The 25522-nt window shown below is 60.4% G+C and carries 26 protein-coding genes; 15 read left to right on the top strand and 11 right to left on the bottom strand.

The window, feature by feature from the left end:
* Nucleotides 1-63 precede the first annotated feature (63 nt).
* The 5 genes from ACKVY0_RS13990 to ACKVY0_RS13970 all read left to right on the top strand — a co-directional run bounded on the left by ACKVY0_RS13990 (nt 64) and on the right by ACKVY0_RS13970 (nt 4157).
* Nucleotides 64-852, top strand: coding sequence for an SDR family NAD(P)-dependent oxidoreductase (locus ACKVY0_RS13990; protein ID WP_409215447.1), 789 nt, complete (start codon nt 64-66; stop codon nt 850-852).
* Nucleotides 853-901: 49 nt separating this feature from the next.
* Nucleotides 902-2032: an ROK family protein gene (locus tag ACKVY0_RS13985; protein WP_409215446.1), complete on the top strand. Its 1131-nt coding sequence runs from the start codon at nt 902-904 to the stop codon at nt 2030-2032.
* Nucleotides 1944-2723, top strand: a complete 780-nt coding sequence (locus ACKVY0_RS13980) for a sugar isomerase domain-containing protein (RefSeq protein ID WP_409215445.1) — start codon at nt 1944-1946, stop codon at nt 2721-2723. The genes ACKVY0_RS13985 and ACKVY0_RS13980 overlap by 89 nt, the downstream gene beginning before the upstream one ends.
* Before the next feature lie 8 nt (nt 2724-2731).
* Nucleotides 2732-3031 carry a hypothetical protein gene (locus tag ACKVY0_RS13975; protein ID WP_409215444.1) on the top strand — a complete coding sequence of 100 codons (300 nt, stop codon included), beginning with the start codon at nt 2732-2734 and terminating at the stop codon, nt 3029-3031.
* A gap of 88 nt (nt 3032-3119) precedes the next feature.
* Nucleotides 3120-4157, top strand: coding sequence for a methionine synthase (locus ACKVY0_RS13970; protein ID WP_409215443.1), 1038 nt, complete (start codon nt 3120-3122; stop codon nt 4155-4157).
* A 179-nt stretch (nt 4158-4336) separates the two neighbouring features.
* Here the strand turns inward: ACKVY0_RS13970 and ACKVY0_RS13965 are convergent, their stop codons facing one another.
* A complete protein-coding gene (locus ACKVY0_RS13965) occupies nt 4337-5167 on the bottom strand; it encodes a PP2C family protein-serine/threonine phosphatase (protein ID WP_409215442.1) in 831 nt (276 codons plus the stop codon).
* The gene (locus ACKVY0_RS13960) at nt 5164-6273 is read right to left on the bottom strand and encodes an aldose epimerase family protein (RefSeq protein WP_409215441.1); all 1110 of its coding nucleotides are present in this window, start codon (nt 6271-6273) and stop codon (nt 5164-5166) included. The genes ACKVY0_RS13965 and ACKVY0_RS13960 overlap by 4 nt, the downstream gene beginning before the upstream one ends.
* Before the next feature lie 179 nt (nt 6274-6452).
* Between ACKVY0_RS13960 and ACKVY0_RS13955 the strand changes: the two genes are divergently transcribed.
* Nucleotides 6453-9074: a protein kinase domain-containing protein gene (locus ACKVY0_RS13955; protein WP_409215440.1), complete on the top strand. Its 2622-nt coding sequence runs from the start codon at nt 6453-6455 to the stop codon at nt 9072-9074.
* A 2-nt stretch (nt 9075-9076) separates the two neighbouring features.
* On the opposite strand, the gene ACKVY0_RS13950 is transcribed toward ACKVY0_RS13955, so the two are convergent.
* On the bottom strand, nt 9077-9505 hold the full coding sequence (locus tag ACKVY0_RS13950) for a type II toxin-antitoxin system VapC family toxin (RefSeq protein WP_409215439.1): 429 nt from the start codon (nt 9503-9505) through the stop codon (nt 9077-9079).
* A 12-nt stretch (nt 9506-9517) separates the two neighbouring features.
* Nucleotides 9518-9820 carry a hypothetical protein gene (locus ACKVY0_RS13945; RefSeq protein WP_409215438.1) on the bottom strand — a complete coding sequence of 101 codons (303 nt, stop codon included), beginning with the start codon at nt 9818-9820 and terminating at the stop codon, nt 9518-9520.
* A gap of 38 nt (nt 9821-9858) precedes the next feature.
* Here ACKVY0_RS13945 and ACKVY0_RS13940 point away from each other — a divergent pair, with 38 nt between their 5' ends.
* Complete coding sequence (locus ACKVY0_RS13940; protein WP_409215437.1) at nt 9859-10578, top strand: RNA polymerase sigma factor; 720 nt, start codon at nt 9859-9861, stop codon at nt 10576-10578.
* A gap of 83 nt (nt 10579-10661) precedes the next feature.
* Here the strand turns inward: ACKVY0_RS13940 and aspS are convergent, their stop codons facing one another.
* Nucleotides 10662-12494 (bottom strand): aspartate--tRNA ligase, encoded by a 1833-nt coding sequence (gene aspS / locus ACKVY0_RS13935; protein ID WP_409215436.1) that lies wholly within the window; start codon nt 12492-12494, stop codon nt 10662-10664.
* 119 nt (nt 12495-12613) lie between these two features.
* On the opposite strand from aspS, the gene ACKVY0_RS13930 reads away from it, so the two are divergent.
* The 8 genes from ACKVY0_RS13930 (at nt 12614) to ACKVY0_RS13895 (ending at nt 20494) form a co-directional block, all read left to right on the top strand.
* Nucleotides 12614-12922: a hypothetical protein gene (locus ACKVY0_RS13930; protein WP_409215435.1), complete on the top strand. Its 309-nt coding sequence runs from the start codon at nt 12614-12616 to the stop codon at nt 12920-12922.
* On the top strand, nt 12919-13278 hold the full coding sequence (locus ACKVY0_RS13925; RefSeq protein WP_409215434.1) for a helix-turn-helix domain-containing protein: 360 nt from the start codon (nt 12919-12921) through the stop codon (nt 13276-13278). Before ACKVY0_RS13930 ends, ACKVY0_RS13925 begins: the two co-directional genes overlap by 4 nt.
* Before the next feature lie 106 nt (nt 13279-13384).
* Nucleotides 13385-14044: a carboxypeptidase regulatory-like domain-containing protein gene (locus ACKVY0_RS13920; protein ID WP_409215433.1), complete on the top strand. Its 660-nt coding sequence runs from the start codon at nt 13385-13387 to the stop codon at nt 14042-14044.
* A gap of 13 nt (nt 14045-14057) precedes the next feature.
* Nucleotides 14058-15818, top strand: coding sequence for an adenylate/guanylate cyclase domain-containing protein (locus ACKVY0_RS13915; protein WP_409215431.1), 1761 nt, complete (start codon nt 14058-14060; stop codon nt 15816-15818).
* Between the two features lie 291 nt (nt 15819-16109).
* On the top strand, nt 16110-17258 hold the full coding sequence (locus ACKVY0_RS13910; RefSeq protein WP_409215430.1) for a hypothetical protein: 1149 nt from the start codon (nt 16110-16112) through the stop codon (nt 17256-17258).
* 45 nt (nt 17259-17303) lie between these two features.
* Nucleotides 17304-18794 (top strand): sulfatase, encoded by a 1491-nt coding sequence (locus tag ACKVY0_RS13905; protein ID WP_409215429.1) that lies wholly within the window; start codon nt 17304-17306, stop codon nt 18792-18794.
* 25 nt (nt 18795-18819) lie between these two features.
* Nucleotides 18820-19707 (top strand): sulfatase-like hydrolase/transferase, encoded by an 888-nt coding sequence (locus tag ACKVY0_RS13900; protein WP_409215428.1) that lies wholly within the window; start codon nt 18820-18822, stop codon nt 19705-19707.
* 190 nt (nt 19708-19897) lie between these two features.
* The gene (locus tag ACKVY0_RS13895; protein WP_409215427.1) at nt 19898-20494 is read left to right on the top strand and encodes an RNA polymerase sigma factor; all 597 of its coding nucleotides are present in this window, start codon (nt 19898-19900) and stop codon (nt 20492-20494) included.
* A gap of 140 nt (nt 20495-20634) precedes the next feature.
* Here the strand turns inward: ACKVY0_RS13895 and dtd are convergent, their stop codons facing one another.
* From dtd to ACKVY0_RS13865, 6 genes are read right to left on the bottom strand one after another with little or no spacing between them, the layout of a single operon-like run.
* Nucleotides 20635-21087 (bottom strand): D-aminoacyl-tRNA deacylase, encoded by a 453-nt coding sequence (gene dtd, locus ACKVY0_RS13890; RefSeq protein ID WP_409215426.1) that lies wholly within the window; start codon nt 21085-21087, stop codon nt 20635-20637.
* 4 nt (nt 21088-21091) lie between these two features.
* Nucleotides 21092-21472 carry an HNH endonuclease gene (locus tag ACKVY0_RS13885; RefSeq protein ID WP_409215425.1) on the bottom strand — a complete coding sequence of 127 codons (381 nt, stop codon included), beginning with the start codon at nt 21470-21472 and terminating at the stop codon, nt 21092-21094.
* Entirely contained in the window at nt 21469-21726 is a 258-nt protein-coding gene (locus tag ACKVY0_RS13880) for a hypothetical protein (RefSeq protein WP_409215424.1), read from the bottom strand. The genes ACKVY0_RS13885 and ACKVY0_RS13880 overlap by 4 nt, the downstream gene beginning before the upstream one ends.
* A gap of 48 nt (nt 21727-21774) precedes the next feature.
* A complete protein-coding gene (locus ACKVY0_RS13875) occupies nt 21775-22698 on the bottom strand; it encodes an amidohydrolase family protein (protein ID WP_409215423.1) in 924 nt (307 codons plus the stop codon).
* Nucleotides 22699-22753: 55 nt separating this feature from the next.
* Nucleotides 22754-24265 (bottom strand): ArnT family glycosyltransferase, encoded by a 1512-nt coding sequence (locus ACKVY0_RS13870; protein ID WP_409215422.1) that lies wholly within the window; start codon nt 24263-24265, stop codon nt 22754-22756.
* Between the two features lie 12 nt (nt 24266-24277).
* Nucleotides 24278-25510, bottom strand: coding sequence for a thymidine phosphorylase (locus ACKVY0_RS13865; protein ID WP_409215421.1), 1233 nt, complete (start codon nt 25508-25510; stop codon nt 24278-24280).
* Between the last annotated feature and the right edge of the window lie 12 nt (nt 25511-25522).

Below are 25522 nucleotides of genomic sequence, written 5' to 3'. Positions count from 1 at the left end.
GCGGAATTGTCATCGCCAGCTTGAGATTGCCACTCCGCCGCCTCGCGCCATGCTCCCGCCTTCATGAGCAGCCAATTCGATGTCAAAGGCTTGTCCGTGGTTGTCATGGGCGGCACCACGGGTCTTGGGTTGTCTGCGGCTCGGCGTCTGATCGAAAACGGTGCTCGCGTCATCGTCACCAGTCGCTCTGAATCGAACGTGCAGGCTGCGCTTGAGGTTCTCGGCCCCAACGCACGCGGTTTCGCCGCTGATGCCACTTCACCAGAAGCCGCCGAACGCGCCGTGGCGATGGCCGTCGAGTCTTTCGGCAAACTGGACGCCCTCTACCATGTCGCTGGCGGCAGCGGACGCAGCCAAGGTGATGGCCCGCTGCACGAGATCACCGATCATGGCCTGCGCTACACGCTCGATCTCAATTTGAACTCCATCATCTTCTCGAATCGCGCCGCTGTGCGTCAGTTCATGAAACAAAACAGCGGTGGTGTGATCCTGAACATGGCCAGCGTGCTCGGTTATTCGCCCTCGCCCAAGTTCTTCGCCTCCCACGCCTACGCCGCCGCGAAGGCGGGCATCATCGGCTTCAGCAAATCCATCGCCAGCTACTATGCCCCGCACAACATCCGCGTGAACGTCATCGCGCCTGCGTTGGTCGAGACCCCGATGTCGCAGCGTGCCGTGGGCAACGATGAAGTCATGCAGTTCATCAAAACCAAGCAACCCCTCGACGGCGGCCGCATCGGCCATCCCGCAGACTGCGATGCCGCCGCCCTGTTACTGCTCTCGCCTGATTCCAAGTTCATCACCGGCCAAGTCCTCGCCGTCGATGGCGGCTGGACGGTTTCTGGATGCTAGTTGCTTGATCCTGGATGCTCGATCAAACCTCTGCGAGCACAACCACCCCATGAGTTCCTCCATCCAGAATCCAGCATCGAGCAACCAGCATCTAGCCATCGGCATCGACCTCGGCGGCACGAACATCAAAGCCGCGCTCGTGGACACGCAGTCGGAGAAAACCATCGCCGCACTTTCCAAGCCGACCCGCGATGGCGAATTCGATGGCAACACGCCGCGCTTCGCGCTCACCGTGCGCGAGATCGTTCATGAATTTGAAGCGCAAGCGGGACACAAACTCGCTATCGGCCTCTCCGCGCCCGGTTTGGCGAACCCGAATGGTCACTGCATCGACTGGATGCCCGGACGCATGCACGGCCTCGAAAAGTTCGATTGGTCCGCCTTCCTCGAACGCGAGTGCCGCGTGCTCAACGACGCCCACGCCGCTCTCCTCGGTGAAGTCTGGGCCGGAGCCGCGAAAAACTGCCACAATGTCTTCATGCTCACGCTTGGCACCGGTGTCGGTGGCGCGATTTACAGCGGTGGTCGTTTGCTCAAAGGCCACATCGGCCGTGCCGGTCATCTCGGTCACATTACCATCGATTCAAATGCCCCACGCGATGATTTCAACACGCCCGGCAGCCTCGAAGACATGTTGGGCAATCAAACCATCCAGCAACGCGGCGCAGGCCGCTACGCCACCACGCATGCGCTGCTCGATGCCTATGCCGCAGGCGACGAACACGCGAAACACGTCTGGCTCACTTCCGTCCGCCACCTCGCCGCCGCCATCGCCTCTTTGATCAACGTCCTCGACCCCGAACTCATCATCCTCGGTGGCGGCATTGCCACCGGTGCCAAGGACAGCCTCTTTATTCCGCTCCAGCGGATGCTCGACGATTTCGAGTGGCGTCCCGGCGGCAGCCAAGTCCGCATTGTGCCTGCGGAGCTTGGGGACAGCGCGGGATGCCTCGGTTCCGTGTTCAATCTGATTCCAAGCCCTGAAAACCACAGAGGCAACGAGGACACAGAGGATGGGATTTCTGAACTCTGTGTCCTCGGTGTCTCTGTGGTGAAAACGATTCCACTTCACCATCACTCCATTTCCCATCATGACTCCAGCACTCCAATATCTCCAAGCCTCCGAACGTCTCCTCAACCGGGTACGCGAGCAGCTTCCGCTCATCCAGCAGACCGCTGACATGTTCGCCAAGACGATCCTCGCCGGGCAAATGGTCCACGTCTTCGGTTCCGGTCATAGCCGCATTCTTGTTGAAGAAATGTGGCCGCGATACGGCTCCTTCCCGGGCTTCAATCCCATCGTCGAACTCTCGCTCACATTTCATAACCTCGTCGTTGGCGCGAATGGCCAGCGGCAGGCCATGTTCCTCGAAAACGTCAGCGGCTTTGCCAGTCGCATCCTGCGGAACTTCGATCTCATGCCCGGCGACAGTGCTCTCGTCATTTCCAGCGGCGGCTGCAACGTCGTCCCCGTCGAGATGGCCGAGGAATTTCAGAAGCGCGGCGTCAAAGTCGCCGCCATCATCAGCACCACGCACAGCGAGGCCAGCACCAGCCGCCACCGCGACGGCAAGAAGCTCCAGGACTTCTCCGACATCGTTCTCGACACCGGTGCGCCCGTTGGCGACGCGATGGTGAAGATCGAAGGCCTCGAAACACCCGTTGCTCCTGGCAGCACCGTCGGTGGTTGTTTGCTCGTGAATGCCATCAAAGCTGAAGTGGCGGACCGCCTCACCAAAGCCGGCCAGCCGCCCAAAGTTCTCACTGCCGGTGCCGTCATCGGGGCAGCGAAGGCCACGGAGTTGTTTGAAGCCGCGTATGACGAGCACGCGCGACGCATTGCGAAGTACTATGCGAAGCTGGGAGCTTAAAACGAAATATGAAACTAGCTTTGCAGATCTTGGTCTGGCTTATCCAGCTTGTTGTGTTGCTGGTGCTGATCGTGATCCTGCTGTTTTTGGGCTGGTTCGTCATTGAATTGGTTGAAGACGGCATCTCAAGCAGCGCCATGACCTACGAGCATTCCACACCTATTGGCGGATGGGATGAGTGGAGGAGGGATCGGTGGGTGAATGCTGCACCGGAATTGTTGCTGGTCGAAGGCGTAATTGGCATTTTTATTTTTCCATTGCTGATCATCTTGCGGCGTCTCTTTCGACGTTTCCCGAAGTCTGGTTAAGCGTTCGATTGCACCTTCCCGCCCCATCGGTTGTCCTTTGCGGCTCGTGCGTGGCGGTGCGGCCCGTTGTGGCGTTTCATGTGCCATCATGCAATTCCAACCGCTTCGCACCTCTGTCATCGGCAGTTATCCGTTTCCGGGCTGGCTCGAATTCTCCGCACAGCACCTGAGCAGCTTCGGAACGGCCGACATCGCCGAAATGCAGGACGACGCGGCGCAGGTAGCCGTTCACGATCAAATCACTGCCGGACTCGATGTCATCACGGATGGCGAGCAGACGCGCTTTGATTTTAATTTGAGCTTCTACGGCTTCATCGAAGGCATCGCGCTCGAACCGGCTAGTCCGCGGCGCTTTGGGCCGCCGGCGCATGACCAGCGTGGCAAGCACGAGATTGTCGGCGAGCTGCGTGCGCCGCGTGGCTTGGGCGTGGTGGAGGAGTTTCAGCGGCTCAAACGACTCGCAGGCGGCTGTGGGAAGCGGTTGAAGGTTTCCGTGCCCGGTCCTTACACGCTTAGTGGACGCTTGGCGCCGAATGCGCAGTACAAGGATCGTTATGCCATCGCGGAAGCGCTGCTGCCCATCGTGAACAAGGAGATCGCGGACCTCGTCGCGGCGGGTGCGGAGGAAATCTGCGTGGATGAGCCGAGCATGAGCTGCTACGGCTATCGTGAGGACACGAAACGCTTCGTGGACATCTTCAATCGCACTGTCGCGAGTGGTTACGGCAAGACGCGCATCTGCACGCATCTCTGCTTCGGCAATTTCAAAGGCCACCCCGTCGGCTGGCGCAAATACGCGCCATTGTTTCCGGCGTTTCTCGATCTGCACTGCGACGAAGTGCATGTGGAGATGGCGAATCGCGAATACGCCGAACTGGAGGTCATCAAGCCGATGGCGGAGCGCTACGACGTCGCTGTGGGCATCATCGACGTGAAGAGCTACCACATCGAAACGCCGGAGCAGATCGCGGATGCCGTGCGTGCGTGTTTGAAGCATGCGCCTGCGGACAAACTCGTGTTCGCGCCAGATTGCGGGCTCAGTCAGACCGCACGTTGGGCGGCGAAGAAAAAGTTGGCGAACATGGTGGCCGGTGTCGGCATCGTGAAACGTGAACTTGGTCTGTAACTTGATGCGTAGGTCGGATGTGTTCGGCGCTCAGACCTTTGATGATATGTTGGCTGTCATCGCCGAACTATCCGGCTGACTTGGGGGCATCGCACGCGTCCAGAGCCGGATAGTTTGGCGAAAGACTCGGTGCTTTTTGTCGATGCTGTTTCCGCCAAACACATCCGGCCTACGCCTGCTCACGCGATTTTCACCACACCGACCGTCGTGTTGTCCTGGCGGTCGTTGTTGATGCGGCGGATGGCAAAGATGATGGCGTCGGCGATTTTGTCCGCCGTGGTGTGCTTGCCGAAGCTGAGCAGTTCTTCGAGCGCCTTGTCGGTCAGCGTGAAGATGCCGTCGCTGGCGGCGATGACGATGTCGCCTTTCTTCAAGGGCATCGGCGCGGCGGGGGCGTCGATCATCATGATGGGAAGACCGAGCAGGGCCGATTGCAGCGTGTGGCGGTCGGGATGATTTTCAGCTTCTTCGGGGGTGATTTCGCCACGCTCGGCACGGGCATCGATGAGCGGCGAGAGGCTGTGGTCGGCGTTGATGCGCAGCAGTTCGCCATCGCGGAAGATGAACAGCGGTGAATCACCCACGCTGATCCATTCCATGGTCTGCTGCGTGATGAGCACGCCCACCATCGTGGTGCCCATCGGCGGGGCCACATTGGGCATGCGGCTGGTGATGTAGCCGAGGGTTTCGTTCGCGGTTTCGACCGCATGCTTGAGCTTCCACGAGTGCGGGCCTTCCTGCTCGTGAAAAGCACGTACAAAGGCGTTCACGCCGATGTAGCTGGCCACGCTGCCGCCGGCATGCGCTCCGAGGCCGTCGCCGATGACGAGCAGCAGGCGCTGCAGGCTCGGCTCCTCGGGTTCGGCGGCATCGGCAAAGGCATAGTAGTCTTCTTGATTGTCGCGGCGGCCGCGATACTGCCTCGCGGCAAAATCCTGCTCCTGGATGAAGGCAGGCGGTTCGGTGTCAAACAGGGGGACTCGGTCGGTCAGGACGTGGGTGGCGCTCACTCGTTGGAAAACTGGTAGATCGTGGTGCTTTGAAAAGTCTCGCCCGGACGCAGGGTTACGCTGGGGAAATTTGGCTTGTTGGGGCTGTCGGGATAGTGCTGCGTTTCGAGGCAGAAGCCATGACGTTTGGCATAAACATGGCCGCCTTTGCCGTTCACGCCGTTGAGGTGATTGCCGGTGTAGAGCTGCACACCGGGCTCGGTGGTGCGCACGGTCATCACGCGACCGCTTTTGGGTTCCTTCACGATTGCGGCCAGTTTGAGACCGTTGCCGGAGAGGACGTAGTTGTGGTCGTAGCCGATGCCTTGAATCAGCGGCTTGTAGTCAGCACCGATGCGTTCGCCGATCGTATGCGGCGTGGTGAAATCGAGCGGCGTGCCTTTGATGCTGACGATTTCGCCGGTGGTGATGAGATCATCGTCCGTGGCGGTGAGTTGATCCGTCGGGATTGACAGTTCGTGGCCAAGGATGTCGCCGCTGCCTTCACCGGCGAGATTGAAGTAGGCGTGGTTGGTCAGGTTCAGGACGGTCGGTTTGTCCGTGGTGGCCTTGTAGTCGATCTGCAGGCCGTTGTCCTTCGTGAGCGTGTAGGTGACCGTGCTCTTTAGCATGCCGGGAAAGCCTTCCTCGCCATCGGCGCTCGTGTAACTGAGTTCCACGCCGTCAGCGATCTCCTTGGCGCTCCAGAGCTTCTTGTCGAAGCCTTCCTTGCCGCCGTGGAGCTGATGTTTGCCGGAGTTCGGCGTCACTTTGTATTCGATATCGTCGATCTTGAACGAGGCACCGCCGATGCGGTTCGCGTAGCGGCCAGTGATGCAGCCGAAGAAGGGATTCTTGGCGAGATAGCCGTCCAGCGAGTCAAACCCGAGCACCACATCGGCGAACAGGCCGTTTTTGTCCGCCACCTTGAGCGAGACGATGTAGCCGCCCCAGTTGGTGATCTTGGCCTCCATGCCGTTCGCGTTGCGCAGCGTGAACAGCTTCACTTCTTCACCAGCCGCCGTTTTTCCCCAAGTCACAGACTCGATGGAGGAACTGGCGGCATGCGACGTGCTGGCGATCGACATGAGAAGCAAAAGAAGGGTGGAAAGCGCGGGAAAGCGCATGGCAGGGGTGGGGGAAGGTGGGCCGCGAGTGTGGCGGCAGTGCCGGGCGTTCGCAAGAAGGGATTCTGGGCGAAAGTAGTCCAGTTCCTTCGGAACTGGTTCATCTGACTCCTGTTCCGAAGGAACAGGGCTACTTTTCCTGTAACCTCCGCCGCTGCTTTCCCCATGGAGCTAGTACCATGGACACTTCCTCACCATCACCCGACCCGTTTCACGGCCTGAACCCGACTTCCCTCATGGCCGCCGCCGCCATGCCGACAGACGGCGGTGCAGACACGATTCCGCTCACGGCGCGTGATCTTCCTTCGCTGGAGGAAATCGCCACCGCGTTCCCTGATCTCGAAGTGCTCGATCTCATCGGCCATGGCGGTATGAGCGCGGTTTTTTGTGCTCGGCAGCCGAAGCTCGACCGCGTCGTCGCGCTCAAGGTGCTGCCGAAGGCGCTGGCGGCCACGCCGGGCTTTGCCGAGCGCTTCACGCGCGAGGGCCGTGTGCTGGCGCGGCTCAGCCATCCGAACATCGTCGCCGTGCATGATTTTGGTGAGAGCGGCGGCTTCTGCTACCTCATCATGGAATACGTGGACGGTGTGAACCTGCGCCAGGCCATGCGTGCCGGTCGGTTCACCCCGGAACAGGCGCTCAACATCATCCCCGCCATCTGTGAGGCGCTGCAATTCGCCCACAGCCAGGGCGTGCTGCATCGCGACATCAAACCAGAGAACATTCTGCTCGATTCCAAGGGCCGCGTGAAGATCGCCGACTTCGGCATCGCCAAGATCATCAGTGAAGATGCCGGTGATGCCATGCTGCTCACGCAAAGCGGTGCACGGCTCGGCACCGCGCCCTACATGGCCCCAGAGCAGATCGAACAGCCCGCCACGGTCGATCATCGTGCGGACATCTACAGTCTCGGCGTCGTGTTTTATGAGATGCTCACCGGCGAGCTGCCGCTGGGCCGCTTCGCCGCGCCTTCGGAACGATCCACCTGCAATGGCAACATCGATGAAGTGGTCTTCCGTGCGCTGGAAAAAGAACGCGGGCGGCGGCAGCAGAGCGCGGGTGAGTTTAAGACGCAGATTGAGGCATTGGCCTCCATGCCGCCTGCCGTGCAGCGGGCGCTTATCGCCAACCTCCATGGGTTTGAATACAAATCGAAGCGCATGCTCTTCGGCCGGCCGCTGCTGCATGTCGCCTCCGGCATTGATCCGACGACCGGTCGCAAACGTGTGGCGCGTGGCTTCTTTGCTTTCGGCGACAAAGCCGTCGGCGTGTTCGCTTTTGGAGGTTATGCACGCGGCTGGGTCGCCTGTGGGGGCGTGGCGGTTGGCTTTGTTGCCTTGGGTGGTGCCAGCATTGGCCTGGTCAGTTTGGGCGGGTTTGCCTTGGCTCTGCTGCTGGCGGTGGGTGGTTTCAGTGTGGGTTTGTTGTCCTCCGGCGGTTTCGCCTTCGGTTGGGAGGCGGTGGGAGGCTTCGTTGTTGGCGTGCATGCGTATGGCGGCCAGGTGTACGCCTTGGTGGCTGGTATGGGAGGGCAGGTTGATGCGCCTCAGGTGATCGAGAGCCTGACGCAAATGCCGCGTCCACTGCAGTGGTTGGTGTCGATCATGAATCAAACGGCCTTGTTGTCCGGCATGATCTGGATCCCGATCTTGCTCCCTTCATTGCTGGTCCCATGGTGGGCGCGCAAGCAGCTCGAGTTTGAGGCTCAGGACGGCGCGGCCCGCCTGACCGCCTGGCATCAACGGCCTGCCAGGGTGTTTTGGACCATCCCTGCCATCTTGTTGATCTGCGCAGTGTTTGGGTGGCTGCTGTGGCGTTGGACGCAGGCATCCGGAGCTGAGCGGGGCAGCTTCCTCTTCGCCACGGTGACAGGATGCATGGGCATGGTGCTGCTGGTGGTGAGCCTGCCGCTCTGGCTGCGCCTGGTGCCGATGAACTCCTTCTATGGCGTGCGCCTGCCCTCCACCTTTGCCTCCGACCAGCGCTGGTATGAAGTGAACGCTCATTTCGGCAAGCACCTGTTCTGGTGGTCACTCACGGTCATCGCTGCCGGCCTTGCGGGCTTCTACCAACTGCCACGCCACCAGGACGCGTATCCATGGGCGGCCATCACGCTCACGCTCGTCGCCGTCGCTGCGTCGGTGGTGTCCACGCTCTGGTGGATGCGCCAGCATCCCGTGGATGTCCCGGCTCGAAAACGAAACCGGCTCGTTTCCTGGAGCGCTCAAATCGTGGTGGCCATGGTCATCGCCATGTTCATCCGCTGTTTCATCGCCGGAGCCTACCGCATTCCGCAGGGCAATGAACCCGGTGTCGTCAAAGACAGCCACTGGATCGCCTCCCACCTGGACACCGGTTTCTCCACCGGCGACCTGATCATCTTCGAGCATGAAAGCGGCAGGTACTGGATCGCCCGCGTCGTCGCCCGGGAAAACAAGGGCCTCCTGCTCAAACGCGGTGGCAGTCCCGCTGATTTTTTCATGCCGTGGGACAAGATTGTGGGGAAGATGCTGTTCTCGCACTTTTCGCCGGATGCGGCCACCGGGAAGCCGGATATCACGGCGAGTAAGGCCGCGCGATTTGTCCACGTCATCAGCGGTGTCCAACAGCCTCGCTCCATGCTTTGGAGAGACGGTATGACCGTGTTGCAGGCGGTCCGGGACGCCGGAGATTTCACTCCCTCTGCACGCCCCAGCAAGATCAAAGTCATTCGCAGCAGCGAGACTTATATGGTGAATCTCAAAGACATTAACGAACCATTCGTGCTTCGTCCTGGCGACCAAATCATCATCCCCGAATGACCTCACGGCCCCACAGACATGCCTTCCGCCGCCGCGAGCTGGCGCTGCTTCCCGTCAAAGCTCCAGAAATCCGTGGCACCGAGCAGCAGCGCGGCGGCGACTTGCAGGATGTCGTAGGCGCGGTGTCCGCCCGTTTCGGCGTGCTTGGTGGAGATCTCTTCCGCCTCTTCAAAGACGGACTCCAGCGCAACTGGCTCGGAAATCAAGGCACCACGTTGTATGTCAGCATGGTAGGTCTCCAGCCAGCTTGCTCGATGGGTGGCCGTGATTTTGCCGCGAAACACCAACAGCCTCAGTGCGTTGGCGAATTCGAAATCATTCACAGCATGGACATTCAGGACGGCGGCCTTCGCCATGTGCGCACGTGCAACTTCGCTGTTCACATCATCGCCGTAGTAGGAAATCAAGAAGCTGGTGTCAGCGCAAATCATGAGCGGCTCCGGTCAATAAGTGCCGTGCAAGTCATCATACAGTTCATCCAGGTCGCCCTGGGACAGGATCGGTTGAGGAGCGAGCGGACGTTGGAACACCGCACTTTTGCTCTGCCACTCGGAAGTCGCAGGAACCGATTTTCCCGAGCGATCCAGGTAAACCATGGTTTGCTTCGTCTCCGCCTTCTCCATCACAACGGCGGTTTTTTCCTTCTGCTGTATCTTCGGCTTCACCATGACCTCCTCGCCCGCCTCCAGCCAGGCGAGTATCGTGGGCAGTCGTGTTTGCAGATCGAGTGCGGTCGCGGTTCTCATGGCGAAAGTGTTCTACATCGCCTCCCCTCTGTCAAAGCATGACTTCCTCCTTCCATGACACGCGCTGGACGCTGGTGGCACGCTCGCGTGGGGATGATACAACGGCCCGTGCCGCCTTGAGCGAGCTGTGCGCAGCCTACTATGCGCCGGTGGTGGCGTTTCTGCGGCGCGATGGTCGCGCGGAGGATGCCGCGCGGGACTTAGCGCATGATTTCTTTGCCAGACTGCTCGTTGGTGATGCCATCAACGGGGCCGATCCGTTGCGCGGCCGATTTCGCAGCTACCTGCTGTCTGCGTTGAAGCGCTTCGCTGCGGACCAGCGAGATCGCGATCACGCGGCGAAGCGCGGTGGCGGGCAGATTCATGCGGTGATCGAAAATGATGACTCCAGCACTGGTGCGGGCCTGCAAATCGCTGATGACAGCGTCACAGCGCCGGATGCGGCGTTTGATCGCCAATGGGCGCTCACGGTGCTGGCGCGTGCTTTGGCCACGTTGGAGGCAGAATTGCGCGACAGCGGCAAAGGGTACCAGTTTGACACGCTGAAGCCGTGGTTGACCGCCGATGGCGATGCAACACCGCAAGCTGAAGCGGCAGCCAAACTTGGCTTGAGCGAAGACACCGTCAAAGTCGCGATCCACCGCTTGCGGAAACGCTTCCGCGATGCCGTGAAGGCCGAAATCGCCCAAACGGTGAGCGATTCCGGCAACGTGCGTGAGGAACTCGATGCGCTGATGGCGGCGCTGCGCGGAGGATAGGCCTCCGGCCTGTCAGCGGCTTGAGGCTTCCAGCCTTTTCCGGACAAAGGCTGGAAGCCCCGGTCCGTTGACAGCCTGGAAGGCTATCCTCCGATGGGAGCAGGCGTCTCTGGCTTCTTCTCCTTGAAGGTGCTCTGGATGTAAATCTCACGCAGCGTTTTGAAGTCGATGGTCGTCGGGCTGTCGGTCATCAAATCGGCTCCCTTGTTGTTCTTCGGGAAGGCAATGACTTCGCGGATGCTGTCTTCTCCGCAAGCCAACATGGCGACGCGGTCGAGACCGAGCGCGAGACCGCCGTGTGGTGGTGCGCCGAAGCGGAAGGCGTCGAGGAGATGGCCGAATTTGTGGGCCTGTTCTTCATCGTTCACGCCGAGGACGCTGAACATCTTGGCCTGCAAATCCTTCTCGTGGATTCGGATGGAGCCGCCGCCGAGTTCGTAGCCGTTGAGGACCACGTCGTAGGCTTCGGCGCGCACTTTGCCGTATTCACCGGCTTCCATGAGCGGGATGTCCTCGGTTTTCGGGCGGGTGAAAGGGTGGTGGACGGCCACCCAGCTCTGCGATTCCGCATCGTGAGCGAGCAGCGGGAAATCGACGACCCACAGGAAGTTGAAAGCGGTGCTGTCCTTCGTCAGCGCAGTCATGTTGGCAATCTCGACGCGCACGCGGCCGAGGATGTCGCAGGCTTCCTGCCAGGTGCCGGCATAGAAGAAGATGAGGTCGTTTTCTTCGACCTTGAGCTTGGCGATGAGTGCCTGCTGTTCTTCTGGCGAGAAGAACTTCCACAGCGGCGATTTGTATTCGAGCACGCCATTCGCATCGCGCTCCACTTTGATGAAGGCGAGCTGCTTCACCTTCATGCCTGCCTGCGTGGCGATCTCGTTGAGACGGATCATCTGACCCGTGGTGATGCCGGCGAAGCCCTTCACGTTGATGGAGCGCACGACGCCGCCACCTTCGATGGTGCTGCGGAAGATTTTGAAGCCGCTGCTGGCGAAGACATCGGCCATATCGACGATTTCGTTACCGTAGCGTGTGTCCGGCTTGTCGGAGCCGTAGCGGTCCATCGCTTCCTGATACGTCATGATCGGGAAGGGCAGCGGAATGTCGCGTCCGGTGCCAGATTTGAACATGCTGGCCAGCAGGCCCTCAACGAGCGTGATGATGTCGTTGCGCTCGATGAAACTGGCCTCGATGTCGATCTGCGTGAACTCCGGCTGGCGGTCGGCGCGCAGGTCTTCATCGCGGAAGCAACGGGCGATCTGGAAGTAGCGCTCCAGGCCGGCGACCATGAGCAACTGTTTGTACTGCTGCGGGGCCTGCGGCAGCGCGTAGAACTTGCCGGGGTTCAAGCGGGCGGGCACGAGGAAGTCGCGTGCGCCTTCGGGCGTCGGGTTGCTCAGGATCGGCGTTTCGACTTCCACGAAGCCAGCGGCGTCGAGGTAGTTGCGCGCGGCGTTGGTGATCTTGTGACGCGTGCGGATGTTCTTGTTCATGCGCTCACGGCGCAGGTCGAGGTAGCGGTATTTCATCCGCAGATCCTCGTTGGACAGCTCACGGTCGAGGTGGAACGGCAGCACGTCGGCCTTGTTCAGGGTCTTGAACTCGGTGGCGACGATTTCGACATCGCCCGTCGGCAGCTTGGCGTTCTCCGTGCCGGTGACGCGCGCGGCGACCTTGCCGGTGATCTGCAACACATCCTCATCACGCAGATGATGGCTCAGCGCGGCGACTTCGGCATTCTCCTCGGGGCGGAACACGACCTGCGTGAGTCCTTCGCGGTCGCGCAGGTCGATGAAGATGACACCGCCATGGTCGCGGGCCGAATTCACCCAGCCACACAGCGTGACGGTCTGGCCGATGTGCTCTGGGCGGACGGCGTTGCAGTGAAGGGTGCGGAAGATGTTCGGGATCATGGCTGAAAAAGGGCGCGTAGAGTCGGCGGATTCGGCACCGGTGCAAGGGGGAAGGCTGTCTGCTTGACCGGATGTTATCCGCCGGTCATAGTGCGCCCCTGACGCACCAGCCTTCGCTCATGCTTTTTCAGGAACTTCACACCTTCACGCAGCAGGCTGCGGAGCATTTGCCCGACGATGAACTTCTCTCCCTCCAGCTTCACCTCATGGACCGGCCCGCCGCCGGTGACATCATTCCTGCGGGCCGTGGACTGCGGAAGATCCGGTGGGGCGGACGAGGCCGTGGCAAGCGTGGCGGGCTGCGCATCATCTATTACTGGGTCACGGCGGACGACGTGATCATTCTGGCCCGCTGCTACGCCAAGAACGAACAAGAAAATCTCTCCGCTGCCGAACTCAAAAACATCCTCCGCCAGATCAAGCCATGAAACCCGCTGAAATCCGCGCCATTCACACTGAAATCGCCGCTCTCCGCAGCGGCAAGGTCGCGCCGTCGCGCGCTTGGAAGTTGGAGCGTCTGCCCGATGGATCCGTGCGCCGCACCGCGCTGAAACCGGAGGTCGTGTGCAGAGCCAATGCGGAGTCGGAAGCCAAACGCCTCGCTCAAGATGCGCGTGCCGCGCTGAAGGTGACGCAGAAGGATTTTGCCGCCCTGCTCGGCGTCAGTGTGCGCACCCTGCATCAATGGGAACAAGGCCGCCGCAAGCCTACCGGAGCAGCCCTGACGCTGTTGCGCGTGGCGCTGGCGAATCCTCGCGCGGTCATGCATGCCGCGCATGCTTGAGTACAGGTCGATGAAGATGGCGTTAGGAAAGCGGTCTTGCTGCCAGCGCTCAAAAAAGGCTCTGGTAGCAGGAAATGCCACCTGATAGAGTGCGTTCATGCTGAAGATGAAATTTGTTCTTGCCGCCGCCATGGCCGTCTTGCTGACCGGCGGGCTGCTGCATGCGCAGGGTGGCATCGACGGCACGGTGACGCTGACCGGCAGGCCGCTGGGGCCGCCGCCAGCCTCACAATATGGATTGAACGCAGGTCAGGTGGCTGCTTCGCCGAAACAACTGGCCGTGGTTTATCTGGAAGTGCCGGGGGCTAAAAAATCGCCGCCTGCCAAGCCACTGCTGATGGTGCAGAGCGGCTACCAGTTTGAGCCCGGCGTGCTGGCGGTGCAGACGGGCACGCAGGTCGTCTTTCCGAACAACGACAGCGACTATCACAATGTCTTTTCATTCTCGAAGACGAAGCGCTTCGACCTGGGACGCTTCCGCAAGGACGAGACGCCGCCTGCGCTGATCTTCGACAAGGCGGGCGTGGTGCGACTCTACTGCGAGATCCACCAGCACATGCGCGGCGTCATTCTCGTGCTCGACACGCCGCACTTTGCCATCACGGACGCGGAGGGGCGCTACCGGCTCAGCGGCCTGCCCGCAGGCACCTGGCAGCTCAAGGCCTGGCTGGATGAAAAAGCCACCATCATGCAGGACGTGACGGTGACGCCGGGGAAAACGCTGCGCGTGGATTTTTCCGGCGTGCGCACCGCCAGCACCCGCTGAACCGCCACCCGCGATGCCCGCGCTCACTTTCCGCACGAAGCTGATCCTGGCGATGTCGCTCACCGTCGCCGCCGTGACGGGTTCGACGCTCTATGTGACGCAGCAGCGCGTGCAGGCGGCCTATCAGCGCCAGTTCGAGGTGCAGTTCCGCCTGCAGCTCACGTTTTTCAGCGAGCGCCGCGCGCAGCAGCTCGGCGAGATCGCGAAACGCTGCCAGCGAGTGACGAAGTCCGTACGTATCACCTCCGCGCTCGAAGAAGCGCTCATGGAGGACGACCCCGATCTCTTTTACGACAATCTGGACACGGAGATCGCAATGCTGACCGCTGCTGCCGACAATCCATCCATCACCGTGATCGATCCGATGGGCCGCGCACTCGTGCCGAAGAAAACACGCCCGTATTTTCTGCCGCAAGGCACCAGCGATGGCCGCAACAGCCCGCTGGGCCGGCTGGTGGTGCGCATGTCGGCAGGCGAACGCAGGCAGCAGGAGATCGGCTACCTCACGGTGGCGGATGACAAGCTGAGCGAGTTCATCGTCACGCCGCTGATCAACCAGGCCACGGACGATGTGCTCGGCGCTTTGGTGATGGCCTTTCCGCTGAGCGATCACGGCGAACGCGCGATGCACGAATCCAGCCGCCAAGCGCTGCTCAGCGGCATCTGGCTGGACGGCCACATCCATTCGCAGACCATTCCCGCCGCGCTGCATGTGCTGCTGGCCAAACGTGTGGCGCAGGAGCTGAAACTCACGCCCAGCGGCACCAGCCGTGAGATGATCCACGTCGCGGCCATGCCGCACCTGCTGTTTCACCGTGTGCTCAATCCGGGATCGCTGTTTCCACTGGCGGCGCAGGTAGGCCTCTATTCGATGGCGGAGGCGGTGCGTGAGCAGCAGCAGCTTCGCACGCGCATCCTCGGTTTCGGTGCTGCGGCGCTCCTCGGTGGGCTGGCATTGATCTTGTATCTTTCGCATGGCTTTAGCCGTCCCATCGAGGCGCTGGCCGCTGGCACGCGGCGCATTGCAGCGGGTGATTTCGAGGTGCGCGTGCCGGTGCGCGGGCGCGATGAACTCGGCGCGCTGGCGGCTTCGTTCAATGAGATGGCCGTCGAACTCGCGCAAAAGGAGCGCTACAAGCTGCTGCTCGCGCAGGTGAGTGATCCGCAGGTGGCGGACGCGCTGATGCATGGCCGCGTGGCGCTCGGTGGCGAGGTGCGGCATGCCAGCGTGCTGTTTTGCGACATCCGCGGCTTTACCGCGCTCACCGAGGGCATGCCGCCGCAGGAGGTCATCGCCATGCTGAACGAGCACATGACGGCGCTGACGCGCGTCGTTCACGCGCATCACGGCGTGGTGGACAAATTTGTCGGTGATCTGATCATGGCGATCTTCGGTGCGCCGAAAAGCTACGGCGATGACACGCGGCTGGCGGTGGATTGCGCGCTGGAGATGCTCGCTGTGCGCCGCAGGATGAATGAAACGACGAAACACCGCATCGAGATGGGCATCGGTGTCGCCACGGGCGAGATGGTGGCCGGTTGCATGGGTTCTGACGACCGCCTGAACTACACCGTGCTCGGCGAACGCGTGAACCTGGCCTCGCGGCTCTGTTCCAAGGCCGGACGCGCTGAATTGTTCATCGACGCGACCACGCACGCGGCCTTGCACGGTGCCTTCAAGGCGGAGCCGGTGGAACCGCTGCCGCTGAAGGGCTTCAGCCAGCCGGTGGCGGCGTTTCGATTGAGTCTTGCCGAAACGACCGGCCCGATGTGAAATGTGAATGAGAAAAACCCAATGCCGAAGGATCTACCCATGACTCAATCTGGCCCCTCACCCCATCCCTCTCCCCGAAGATCATCGGGAAGCGAAGCGGTCATGCCGGGCGGGGAGAGGGAGAGGACGAGCAGGCAGCGAGTCTCTTATGCAGAAGCGCAAAGCTACTCTCCCTCTCCCCGCCTGGACCGTGATTGCAGACAGGCGAACTCCGGGGAGAGGGCCGGGGTGAGGGGTGGCGACGTGGTGCCTTGGGTAAGGTGGTACGCATGCCTTTGTTGGATTTTTTGTGTGTTTCCAGCATGGGCCGTCGAGCTGCTGCCGCGTGACTGGCCGGTGCAGGCCAGCTTGAGCGGACGCATCGACCTGGAGTCGTATTTATCAGACGGAGCGCCGCCTGGGCTGCTGTTTGCCGATGACGAGCTGTTGTTCAATCCGCGCGTCTCGTTGTTCGCGGACGTGCATCTCGGCAGCCATTGGTATGCGTTTGCACAGGCGCGGTTTGACCGTGGTTTCGATCCTGGCTTGAATGCGGGCGGCAAAGGACGGATCGATGAGTATCTCCTGCGCTGGACGCCATTCGACACGCCAGTGGTCAATGTGCAGGCCGGCAAATTTGCCACCGTGTTCGGCAACTGGGTGCAGCGCCATCTCGCGTGGGACAATCCGTTCATCACCGCCCCGCTGGCGTATGAAAACGTGCTCATCATGACGGATCGCACCGCACCGGGTGGTGCGGGAGGTTTTCTCGGTCGTCGCAGTCGCACGGACACGAAGGGAAGCTGGCTGCCGGTGATCTGGGGGCCGTCGTATGCCACTGGCGCGTCGGTGTTTGGCCGCATCGAGCGGTTTGATTATGCCTTTGAAATCAAGAACGCGAGCCTGTCCTCGCGCCCTACCGCCTGGCGTGCCGATGAAGTGGGCTTCAATGCGCCGACTTACAGTGGTCGTCTCGGCTTCCGGCCCGATGCCGCGTGGAATCTCGGCATCAGCGGCAGCACCGGCGCTTACATGATCGCGGATTCGCCTGCGTTGCCCGGAGGATCGGAGCGCGATGACTTTCAGCAGAGCACGCTCGGCCTCGACGCCAGCTACGCGCACGGCCACCTGCAACTGTGGAGCGAGGTGATCCTCTCGCGTTTCGAGGTGCCGAACGTCGGCAACGCCGATTCGCTCTCCTACTTCATCGAGGCGAAGTACAAGCTCACCGAAAGCCTGTTCGCCGCGCTGCGCTGGAACCAGCAGTTCTTCGACACCGTGCCGAATGGCGCCGGTGGCAGCGCCACCTGGGAGTCGCGCATCCTGCGCATCGACACGGCAGTTGGCTATCGCTTCAACCGCAGCCTCCAGCTCAAGCTGCAATACAGCTACGGCCACGAAAACAGCCCCGCCGAAAACGCCGAGCATCTGCTGGCGACGCAGTTGACGTGGCGGTTTTGAGACAGCGTGGGCAAGGTGGCTGGCATGTGTGCCGTTACATGCGGCATGTTCCGCCTGATCCTGCTGCTTTCGTCATTCGCCATGTTGCATGCCTCATTTTCGGCGCAGCCGAACGTGGTCTTCTTCCTCGTCGATGATCTTGGTCAACGTGATCTGGGCTGCTACGGCAGCACATTTTATGAAACACCGAATGTGGACCGGTTGGCGAAGGAGGGCGCGTTGTTCACGAACGGTTACGCCGCCTGTCCGGTGTGCTCGCCATCCCGTGCGGCGGTGCAGACGGGGCGCTGGCCGCAGCGCACGGGGATCACGGATTACATCGGTTCACCGCTGAAACCGGAAGGTTGGAAGCGGAACACGATACTGCTCCCAGCACCGTATTCGGACCGTCTCGCGCATGAGGAGGTGACGATCGCGGAAATGCTCAAGGGCGCGGGTTATGCGACGTTCTTCGCCGGAAAGTGGCATCTCGGCATGGAGGGCTGGTATCCCGAGGACCAGGGCTACGAGATCAACAAGGGCGGCATCGAACGCGGCGGGCCGTATGGTCCTGGAAAGTATTTCACGCCGTATGGGAACCCGCGCCTGACTGACGGTCCGCCTGGCGAGCATCTACCGGATCGTCTCGCGACCGAGGCGTGCAAGTTCATCGACGAGAACAAGGCGAAGCCGTTTTTCGCCTTCTTCTCGTTCTACGATGTCCACACGCCGCTGCAGGCGCGTCCTGATTTGCTGGCGAAGTATGAGGCGAAACGGCAAAAGCTCGGCCTGGAGCCGAAGTTTGGCCGCGAGGAACCGCGTGACGTGCGCCTGGTGCAGGAGCATGCCGTTTATGCCGCGATGGTCGAGGCGATGGATCTCGCCGTGGGCAAGGTGCTGGCAAAACTCGACGAGCTTGGCCTCGCGAAGAACACGCTGGTCATCTTCACTTCCGACAACGGCGGCCTGAGCACGAGCGAGGGCTGGCCCACGTCGAATCTGCCACTGCGCGGCGGCAAGGGCTGGCTTTATGAAGGCGGCATCCGTGACGCGGCGATCATCCGCTGGCCTGCGATGGTGAAAGCCGGGGCGGTCATCGACACGCCGGTGTGCCATGTGGATTATCTGCCGACGATCCTCGCCGCGACGGGGACAAAGAGCTCCACGAAACTCGATGGGGTGAGCCTGCTGCCGTTGCTCAAGGGCGAAGGTGATCTGCCACAGCGTGCATTGTACTGGCATTATCCGCACTACGGCAATCAAGGTGGTGCGCCCGGTGCTGCGATTCGTCGTGGCGACTGGAAACTGATTTGGTGGTTCGAGAAGCTGCGTGAGCCGGAACTCTACAACCTGCGTGATGATTTGAGCGAGACCAAAAATCTCGCCAAACAGGAGCAGCAGCGCGTGAAAGAAATGCTCGCCGAATTGCGGGAGTGGCAGAAGGACGTGGGAGCGTTGATTCCGCAGGTGAATCCCGCCTACGACCCGGAGAAACCCAACGGTCGTGAGGCGAGGCGGCCGGACGATACCTCGAAAGCCGCCAAGAAGAAAAAGTAACTCACTCCAGCCATGCTTCGCTCTCTTGAACGCTTTGGCCGATCAAAAAGCGGAGTATTGGAACGCGCCGTTGTATCGCGGCATGGAACTCGTCGAAAAACCGGCGGATCAGACGACGCTGACGCGGCGCTACACCGACGAGGCGGTGAATTTCATCACGCAGAGCAAAGGGAAGCCGTTCTTCCTTTATTTCCCGCACACCTTTCCGCATACGCCGCTGTTTGCGTCGCCTGCATTCAAAGACAAAAGCCTGCGCGGCCTGTATGGCGATGTGGTGGAGGAACTCGGCTGGAGCGTGGGCCGTGTACTCGATGCGCTGCGTGAAAATGGTCTCGCGGACAACACGCTGGTCGTCTTCAGCAGCGACAACGGCCCCTGGCTGCTCATGGGCGAGACGGGCGGCAGTGCTGGCTTGCTGCGCGAGGGCAAAGGCAGCACCTGGGAAGGCAGCATGCGCGTGCCGGGCATCGCGTGGTGGCCGGGGAAGATCAAGCCTTCCGTCTGCCGCGACGTCGCCTGCACGATGGATCTCTTCACCACGGCCGCGAAACTCGGTGGTGCGACGGTGCCGCAGGATCGCGCGATTGATGGCAAAGACATCACGCCGCTGCTGTTTGGTACCGGCAAGATCGAGCGTGAGGTGTTTTGCAACTACCGCGGCCAGCAGCTCTACGCCGCCCGTGTCGGCCCGTGGAAGGCGCATTTCATCACCAGATCATCCTACGGCCCCGACAAACCCACGCACCATGACATGCCGGAGCTTTACAACGTCGAGCAAGACCCGTCCGAGATCCACAACGTGGCCGGCAAGCACCCCGAGATCATTGCGCAGATCAAGGCCGCAGTGGAGCAGCACCGAGCGACCGTGCAGGACGTGCCGAGCCAGCTTGTGGGGACGGTGGAAGGAAAATAAAAGCGAGCCATTGGAAGTATTTCAGGCCTTCTCGCCGCCGACTTACGATGGGATGTTGTCCATATGTGGAGAAGGGCGGTTCTAACATCTAGACAAAAAGACTCATAAATTAGACAAATCGAAACAAAACTTTGACGATAGTATTTTTTTGTCGCAATTGTCCTTCAAGAATCCTCCACCACTCTACCCCATGACTGCATTCGTCCCCCCCGTCGAAGTAGATCCCAATATCGAAGAAGACATTCGCCTTCTCAAACGCATTGCCGAGCGTGACGCGGCTAGCTTTCAGGCCTTCTACAAGAAATACAGCGGCCTCATTTTTGCCTCGATCTCGAACGTGCTGAACGATCACCACGACACCGAGGATGTGCTGCAGGAGGTGCTGGTGCAGGTCTGGAACAAGGCCCACCTCTACGAACCGCGCAAAGGCAAGCCGCTAACCTGGCTGACCACGATGTCGCGCAATCGTGCCATCGACCGCATCCGCTCCAAGCAACGCCGCTCCAGGCTCAACGACGACTTTGAAGCCGAGAACAAGAAGGACCAGTTCGAGTTCGAGCCCTCCGGCCACGAGAATCTCGAGTTCAAAGAGCGCGACGGTATCCTGCATCAGGCTGTTTCCCGTCTCACGCCCGACCAGCGCGAAGCGATCGAACTCACCTACTTCAGCGGCCTGACCCAGGCCGAAGTGGCCGAGCGCCTGCATGAGCCGTTGGGCACCGTCAAAGCACGCATCCGCCGTGGGGTGAACCGCCTGGAGACACTGGTAAAGCCGCGCCTCGCCTGAATTTTAAACCCCAGAACCTGAGGAAGGGCGGACTTCGGTCCGCCCTTCTTTTATGGCCTACGGAACACCCGGAACAACCGGAAAGGGAAAGACAGAGCTTGGAGTTCCGTGTGTTCCGTAGGCCGCCATTAGGCCTGGCTTCACTCGCGCGCCCGTGAGTCGATGCAGATCGTCACCGGGCCGTCGTTGACCAGCTCCACCTTCATGTCCGCGCCGAAGATGCCGCGAGCTACGGGTTTGCCCATCTCGGCCTCCAGCATCGCCAGGAACTGCTCGTAAAGCGGAATCGCGATCTCAGGCCGTGCCGCACGGATGAAACTGGGCCGGTTCCCCTTCTTCGTGCTCGCGTGCAGGGTGAACTGGCTCACCACCAGCAACTCGCCCCCGATGTCCTTCACGCAGAGGTTCATCTTCCCCTCCGCATCGCTGAAAATGCGCATCTGCGTGACCTTCTGCGTCAGCCATGCCGCATCCTCGAGCGTGTCCTCGCTTTCGATGCCGGCGAGAATGAGCAAGCCCGCGCCGATCTGGCCGGTGATGATGCCATTGACGGTGACACTGGCTTCGGAGACGCGTTGGAGGACGAGGCGCATGCGGTTATTCTGCGGCACGCAGATCGAGTTGATCTTCAGAGTTCATGTTCAGCACCTGGACGGTGGTGTGTCCAACAGAGGTCTTGCCTGCGAGGCGGACTCCTGTCCACGCGAAGTGATCATCCCACTGTTGCAGGCGTGGATGGAACAACTCGGTGACAGCACCACTTACCGGATCAATGCCCGTCAGGTTGGCACCTTTGTGGAGATTGCAGTCGATGCACGCGAGACAGAGGTTGGACTCGTGATCCGACCCACCATGCTTGCGCGGGCGAATGTGCTCGATGTGCAGGGCGGCCAGCGGCGAATCGTCCTGGTGCAGGTGGCAATACTCGCACCTGTGTTCGGCACGCCGTCGCACGAAGGCTCTCGTCGCTTCAGTCACGACGCCGTGCTGGATTGCATCCTGCGTGCCTGGCGCCGCAGGGTGGCGACAAATTTATTGGCCTGCACATAGCCCGCATACTCATCGCGTTCGTCGGCGGTGAGATCACCCTCGGTGGATTTGGCGGCGAGTTCTTCAATGCGCTCATGCAGCGCCCGGTCGGGCTGCACGGTCAGCACCGCCTGCTCCTTGCCGGGAAGCAGGAGTTCGAGCAGCGGATGTACACCGCGATGAAAGGCCGACTGGGTGCTCATGGGTGGATTCTAAAAGATAGCGTTGTTGTCGGCAAGTGCTCGTCACGTCTATTTCCGTTCGATCCAGCGATACGCCGTCAGCGAGTTCTTCCAGAAGTACTTCTCGCAGGCTTCGCTGCCTTTGGCGCGGAAGTACTCGTCCACAATTTTGAAGACAACGGCATATGGCGCGCCTTTGTCGGAGACGGGCCAATTGCTGCCGTAAATGAGGCGGTCGGGGCCGAAAGTTTCCCAGAGATGGTCGAGGATGGGCAGGTAGTAGGCGGTGTCGCGCGGAGCCTGGCCGGGCTCGCATTTCACCTGTTCAACAAGGGCAGAGACCTTCATGAAGACGTTTGGCTGCTTGGCGACGGCACGGATGTTATCCTTCCACTCAGGCTTCAACGCCTGCGGATCGCCCGAAGCGCCGAGATGATTGATGAGCACACGCAGATCGGGAATATCAGCCGCGAGTTTGGCGGCGTGAGGCAGGTAAGCTGGGGCGCCGTTTAAATCGAGTTCGAGGCCGTGCTCGGCGAGGAGTTTGGCTCCGGCGAGCACGGAGTCGCGTTTTGCCTCGTCGAGCAGGAACGCGCCGCTCCAACGAATGCCACGGAAGATGGGATTGGCGGTGAAGCGCTTCAAGTTGGCGGCGAATTCGGCCCCAGGATCGAGATGACCGACGAAGCCGACGATGGATTTCTCCTTGGCGGCGAGATCGAGAATCCACTGGTTGTCTTCCACGAGTGGGCTGGCCTCGACGATGACGGTTTCCTTGACGCCGTGCGGTGCGGCGACAGCAAGCCAGTCGGCAGGCAGCACGGTGCGGTAGAGTTTGGAGCCTTTGCCGGGCCAGGGCACGCCGCCGGGACGCGTGGGATCGTAAAAATGCGTGTGCGTGTCGATGATGCGCGTCGCAGGCGGTGCGGCTGGCGCGATTTCGGGAAGCAAAGCAGCGGCGGCGGTGGTCTGGAGGAAGCGGCGGCGGTTCATCTCATGGTTTGTGTTTGTGAATGAAATCTCAATGAGCCAATTTCTGCAATCAAAGTCATGAAACGATGACCGTCCAATAAAGGCATGCTGTGTAAACAAACGTGCCCGAAATCAACACCCTCCGGACTAGGTCAGCATGGACAAAAGCCCGCTGATGAAGGTGACGTGCGAAAAGCGCCACGAAGATGAACAGCAGTGGCATTCTGAGATAGTAGTACATGATGTCCGTGTATGTGATGGTGTGGGCGATGATCAGTGTTGCGAACGAGACAAGCGGGGCGAGTACGGCATGATCTCTGGCCACGCATGAGGCCACCATCCCCCAATAGCCTGTAAGTGACAATAGCATGACAAGCAGTGTGAATGCGTTGGAGGCCGTGGACGGATAGAAGTCCTGGCTGGCCCCTGGAGCGAGGCACTGTACGTTCAGTGCTCCGTCGGTATGCTGGAGGTGTTGGAACATTTTGATGACAACCGAATTAATCCCGAATGTCATCAGGGCGAAGTTCTTGCACACATTGGACAGGTAAACACCCGGCTTTGTCGCCAGGTTGTCTTTGAATCTTGTCCAGAATTCGTCCTCCAACGAAAGAACATGATCTGAATACACAGACGTTTGAAAGCCGGCTTCCCCGGTAACGGCCTCATAAATTTCTTGCCCTTCAGGATGCCAAACACGACTCCAACGGTAGTGATTGGCGTCCAGATCAAGTGCCTGGCTTGAACTGCCCCAGAGGGCGGCATTTGCCTGCGCGTTCACAGGGATGAATCTTTTGACGGCCTGGTAATTCCGCCATGTCCATGGTGCTAGCACCACAATGAATGACACAACGAAGAACAACCAATGAAGCGCTTCCCGCCTCAAGTTGCTCCTGAACTGCCAGATGACGACAACCGCAAGCACGGCGGGAAGAATCAACGACACTGGCCTGATCAAGGTTGTGACGCCAAAGCAAGCCCCCGTCGCCACCCAGAGGATTTGTTTCCGAAGACCGCCCTCGCTGGAAAAGGCAAGATGTAATAGCCATGTTGACACAAGAATGGCAAATATGTGTAGCAACTCATAATGGGCCACCCCGACATGGATGATGACGTAGGGGTTGATGCCAAAAGCCAGGGCCAGAAAAAACGCACTAACAGGGGGGATCAACTGGCCCGCATGTAAAAAAAGAACCAGCGAGGAGGCCGCCAACAGGAAGCATTGAAACACATACACCACCTGGAAGATTTTTCGTTGCTCGTTCTCAGCTTCTTGCTGCGAGGTGAACACATGGTTCCTGGGTTTCAATTGCCCGTAACACGAAAAAGCAAGGTCCAAAAATTTAACGTATCCAGGGGGACGAAACAGAAATGGCTTGGAAGATGTCTCGGACAACTGGAACAAGCCTGTCTGGTTCAGGTGGATTCCTAGAGCCAGATATTCTTCAGCCATGCCCCCCATGAGGCCGAATTGTTTGTTCGAGCTGATCGAATAGATAGAAGCCCACAACACACACACAACCAGCATAACAGCCAGTCCAAGCTTTTTCATGATCAAGGCAAAGCGCGGTTTGTTTGAGTGTGTCATAAGCATGGGGCGTTACGAAATACTAATGTGCTGCGGCAAAACTTCGAGCGCATGCTCAAGCGCCTTCTTGGTTCGTGCATGAACGCGCAGTAGCAGATCACCAGCACGCACCTGTGTGCCCGTCTTGGCGATTTGATCGCAGCCGACGGCGAAATCGACGGGATCGGCGGCTTTGGAGCGGCCGGCACCGAGTTCGAGGACGATGTGGCCGATGCCGCCCGCGTCCATGCGTGTGAGCACACCGCTGCCGGGTGATTTGAAGTCGCCGATGAATGGGGCGCGATGCACGGAGGTGATTTTTCCGAGCGCTTCGACGCTGCCGCCCTGCAAGGCGACCATCTGCTGGAATTTGCGCCACGCATCGCCGCGATGGAGCATCTTGTGAAGATCAACGCGTGGTGAAACGGCGACGGCGGAGGCAAGATCGAGCACGATGTCCTCTAAGTCCTGCGGGCCTTCGCCTTGAAGGCAGCGCACGCATTCGGCGACTTCGAGCGCGTTGCCGGCAGATTCGCCGGTGGGTTCGTTCATCGCGCTCAAACGCACGCTGGAGCGCACACCGAGCGCATTGCCGACGCGGACCATGCTTTGCGCGAGCTGGTGCGCCTGCTCCTCGGTCTTCATGAAAGCGCCGGAACCGAACTTCACGTCGAGCACGAGGCGGTTGAGGCCTTCGGCGAGTTTTTTGCTCATGATGCTCGCGGTGATGAGCGGGATGCTCGGCACGGTGCCGGTGACATCGCGCAGCGCGTAGAGTTTTTTGTCGGCGGGGCAGATGCCGGCGGTCTGGCCGATCATGGCGCAGCCGACCTGATCGATGACCTGGTGAATTTCGACCTCGTTGAGCTGCGTGCGGAAGCCGGGGATGCTTTCGAGTTTATCGAGCGTGCCGCCGGTGATGCCGAGGCCACGACCGGAGATCATCGGCACCCACACACCATCGCAAGCGAGCAGTGGCGCGAGCACGAGCGAGGTCTTGTCGCCAATGCCGCCGGTGCTGTGTTTATCGACGCGGATGGGATCGTCGTCGTTCCAGGCGAGCATGGTGCCGCTGTGCAGCATCGCGTCGGTGAGCGCAGCGGTTTCTTCCGGCGTCATGCCTTGGAAAAAGATCGCCATCGCCAAGGAACTCATCTGATACTCCGGCATGTCCCCGCGCGTGAAGGCAGCGATGACGGCGTGGATTTCCTCATCGCTGAGGACGCCGCCGTCACGCTTGCGCTCGATGAGGGTCGGGATGTGCATGCAGCATGCTAG

The sequence above is a fragment of the Prosthecobacter sp. genome, assembly GCF_046154365.1.
In the GTDB taxonomy this organism is placed as follows: domain Bacteria; phylum Verrucomicrobiota; class Verrucomicrobiia; order Verrucomicrobiales; family Verrucomicrobiaceae; genus Prosthecobacter.
This window is presented reverse-complemented; position numbering and strand designations above follow the sequence as displayed.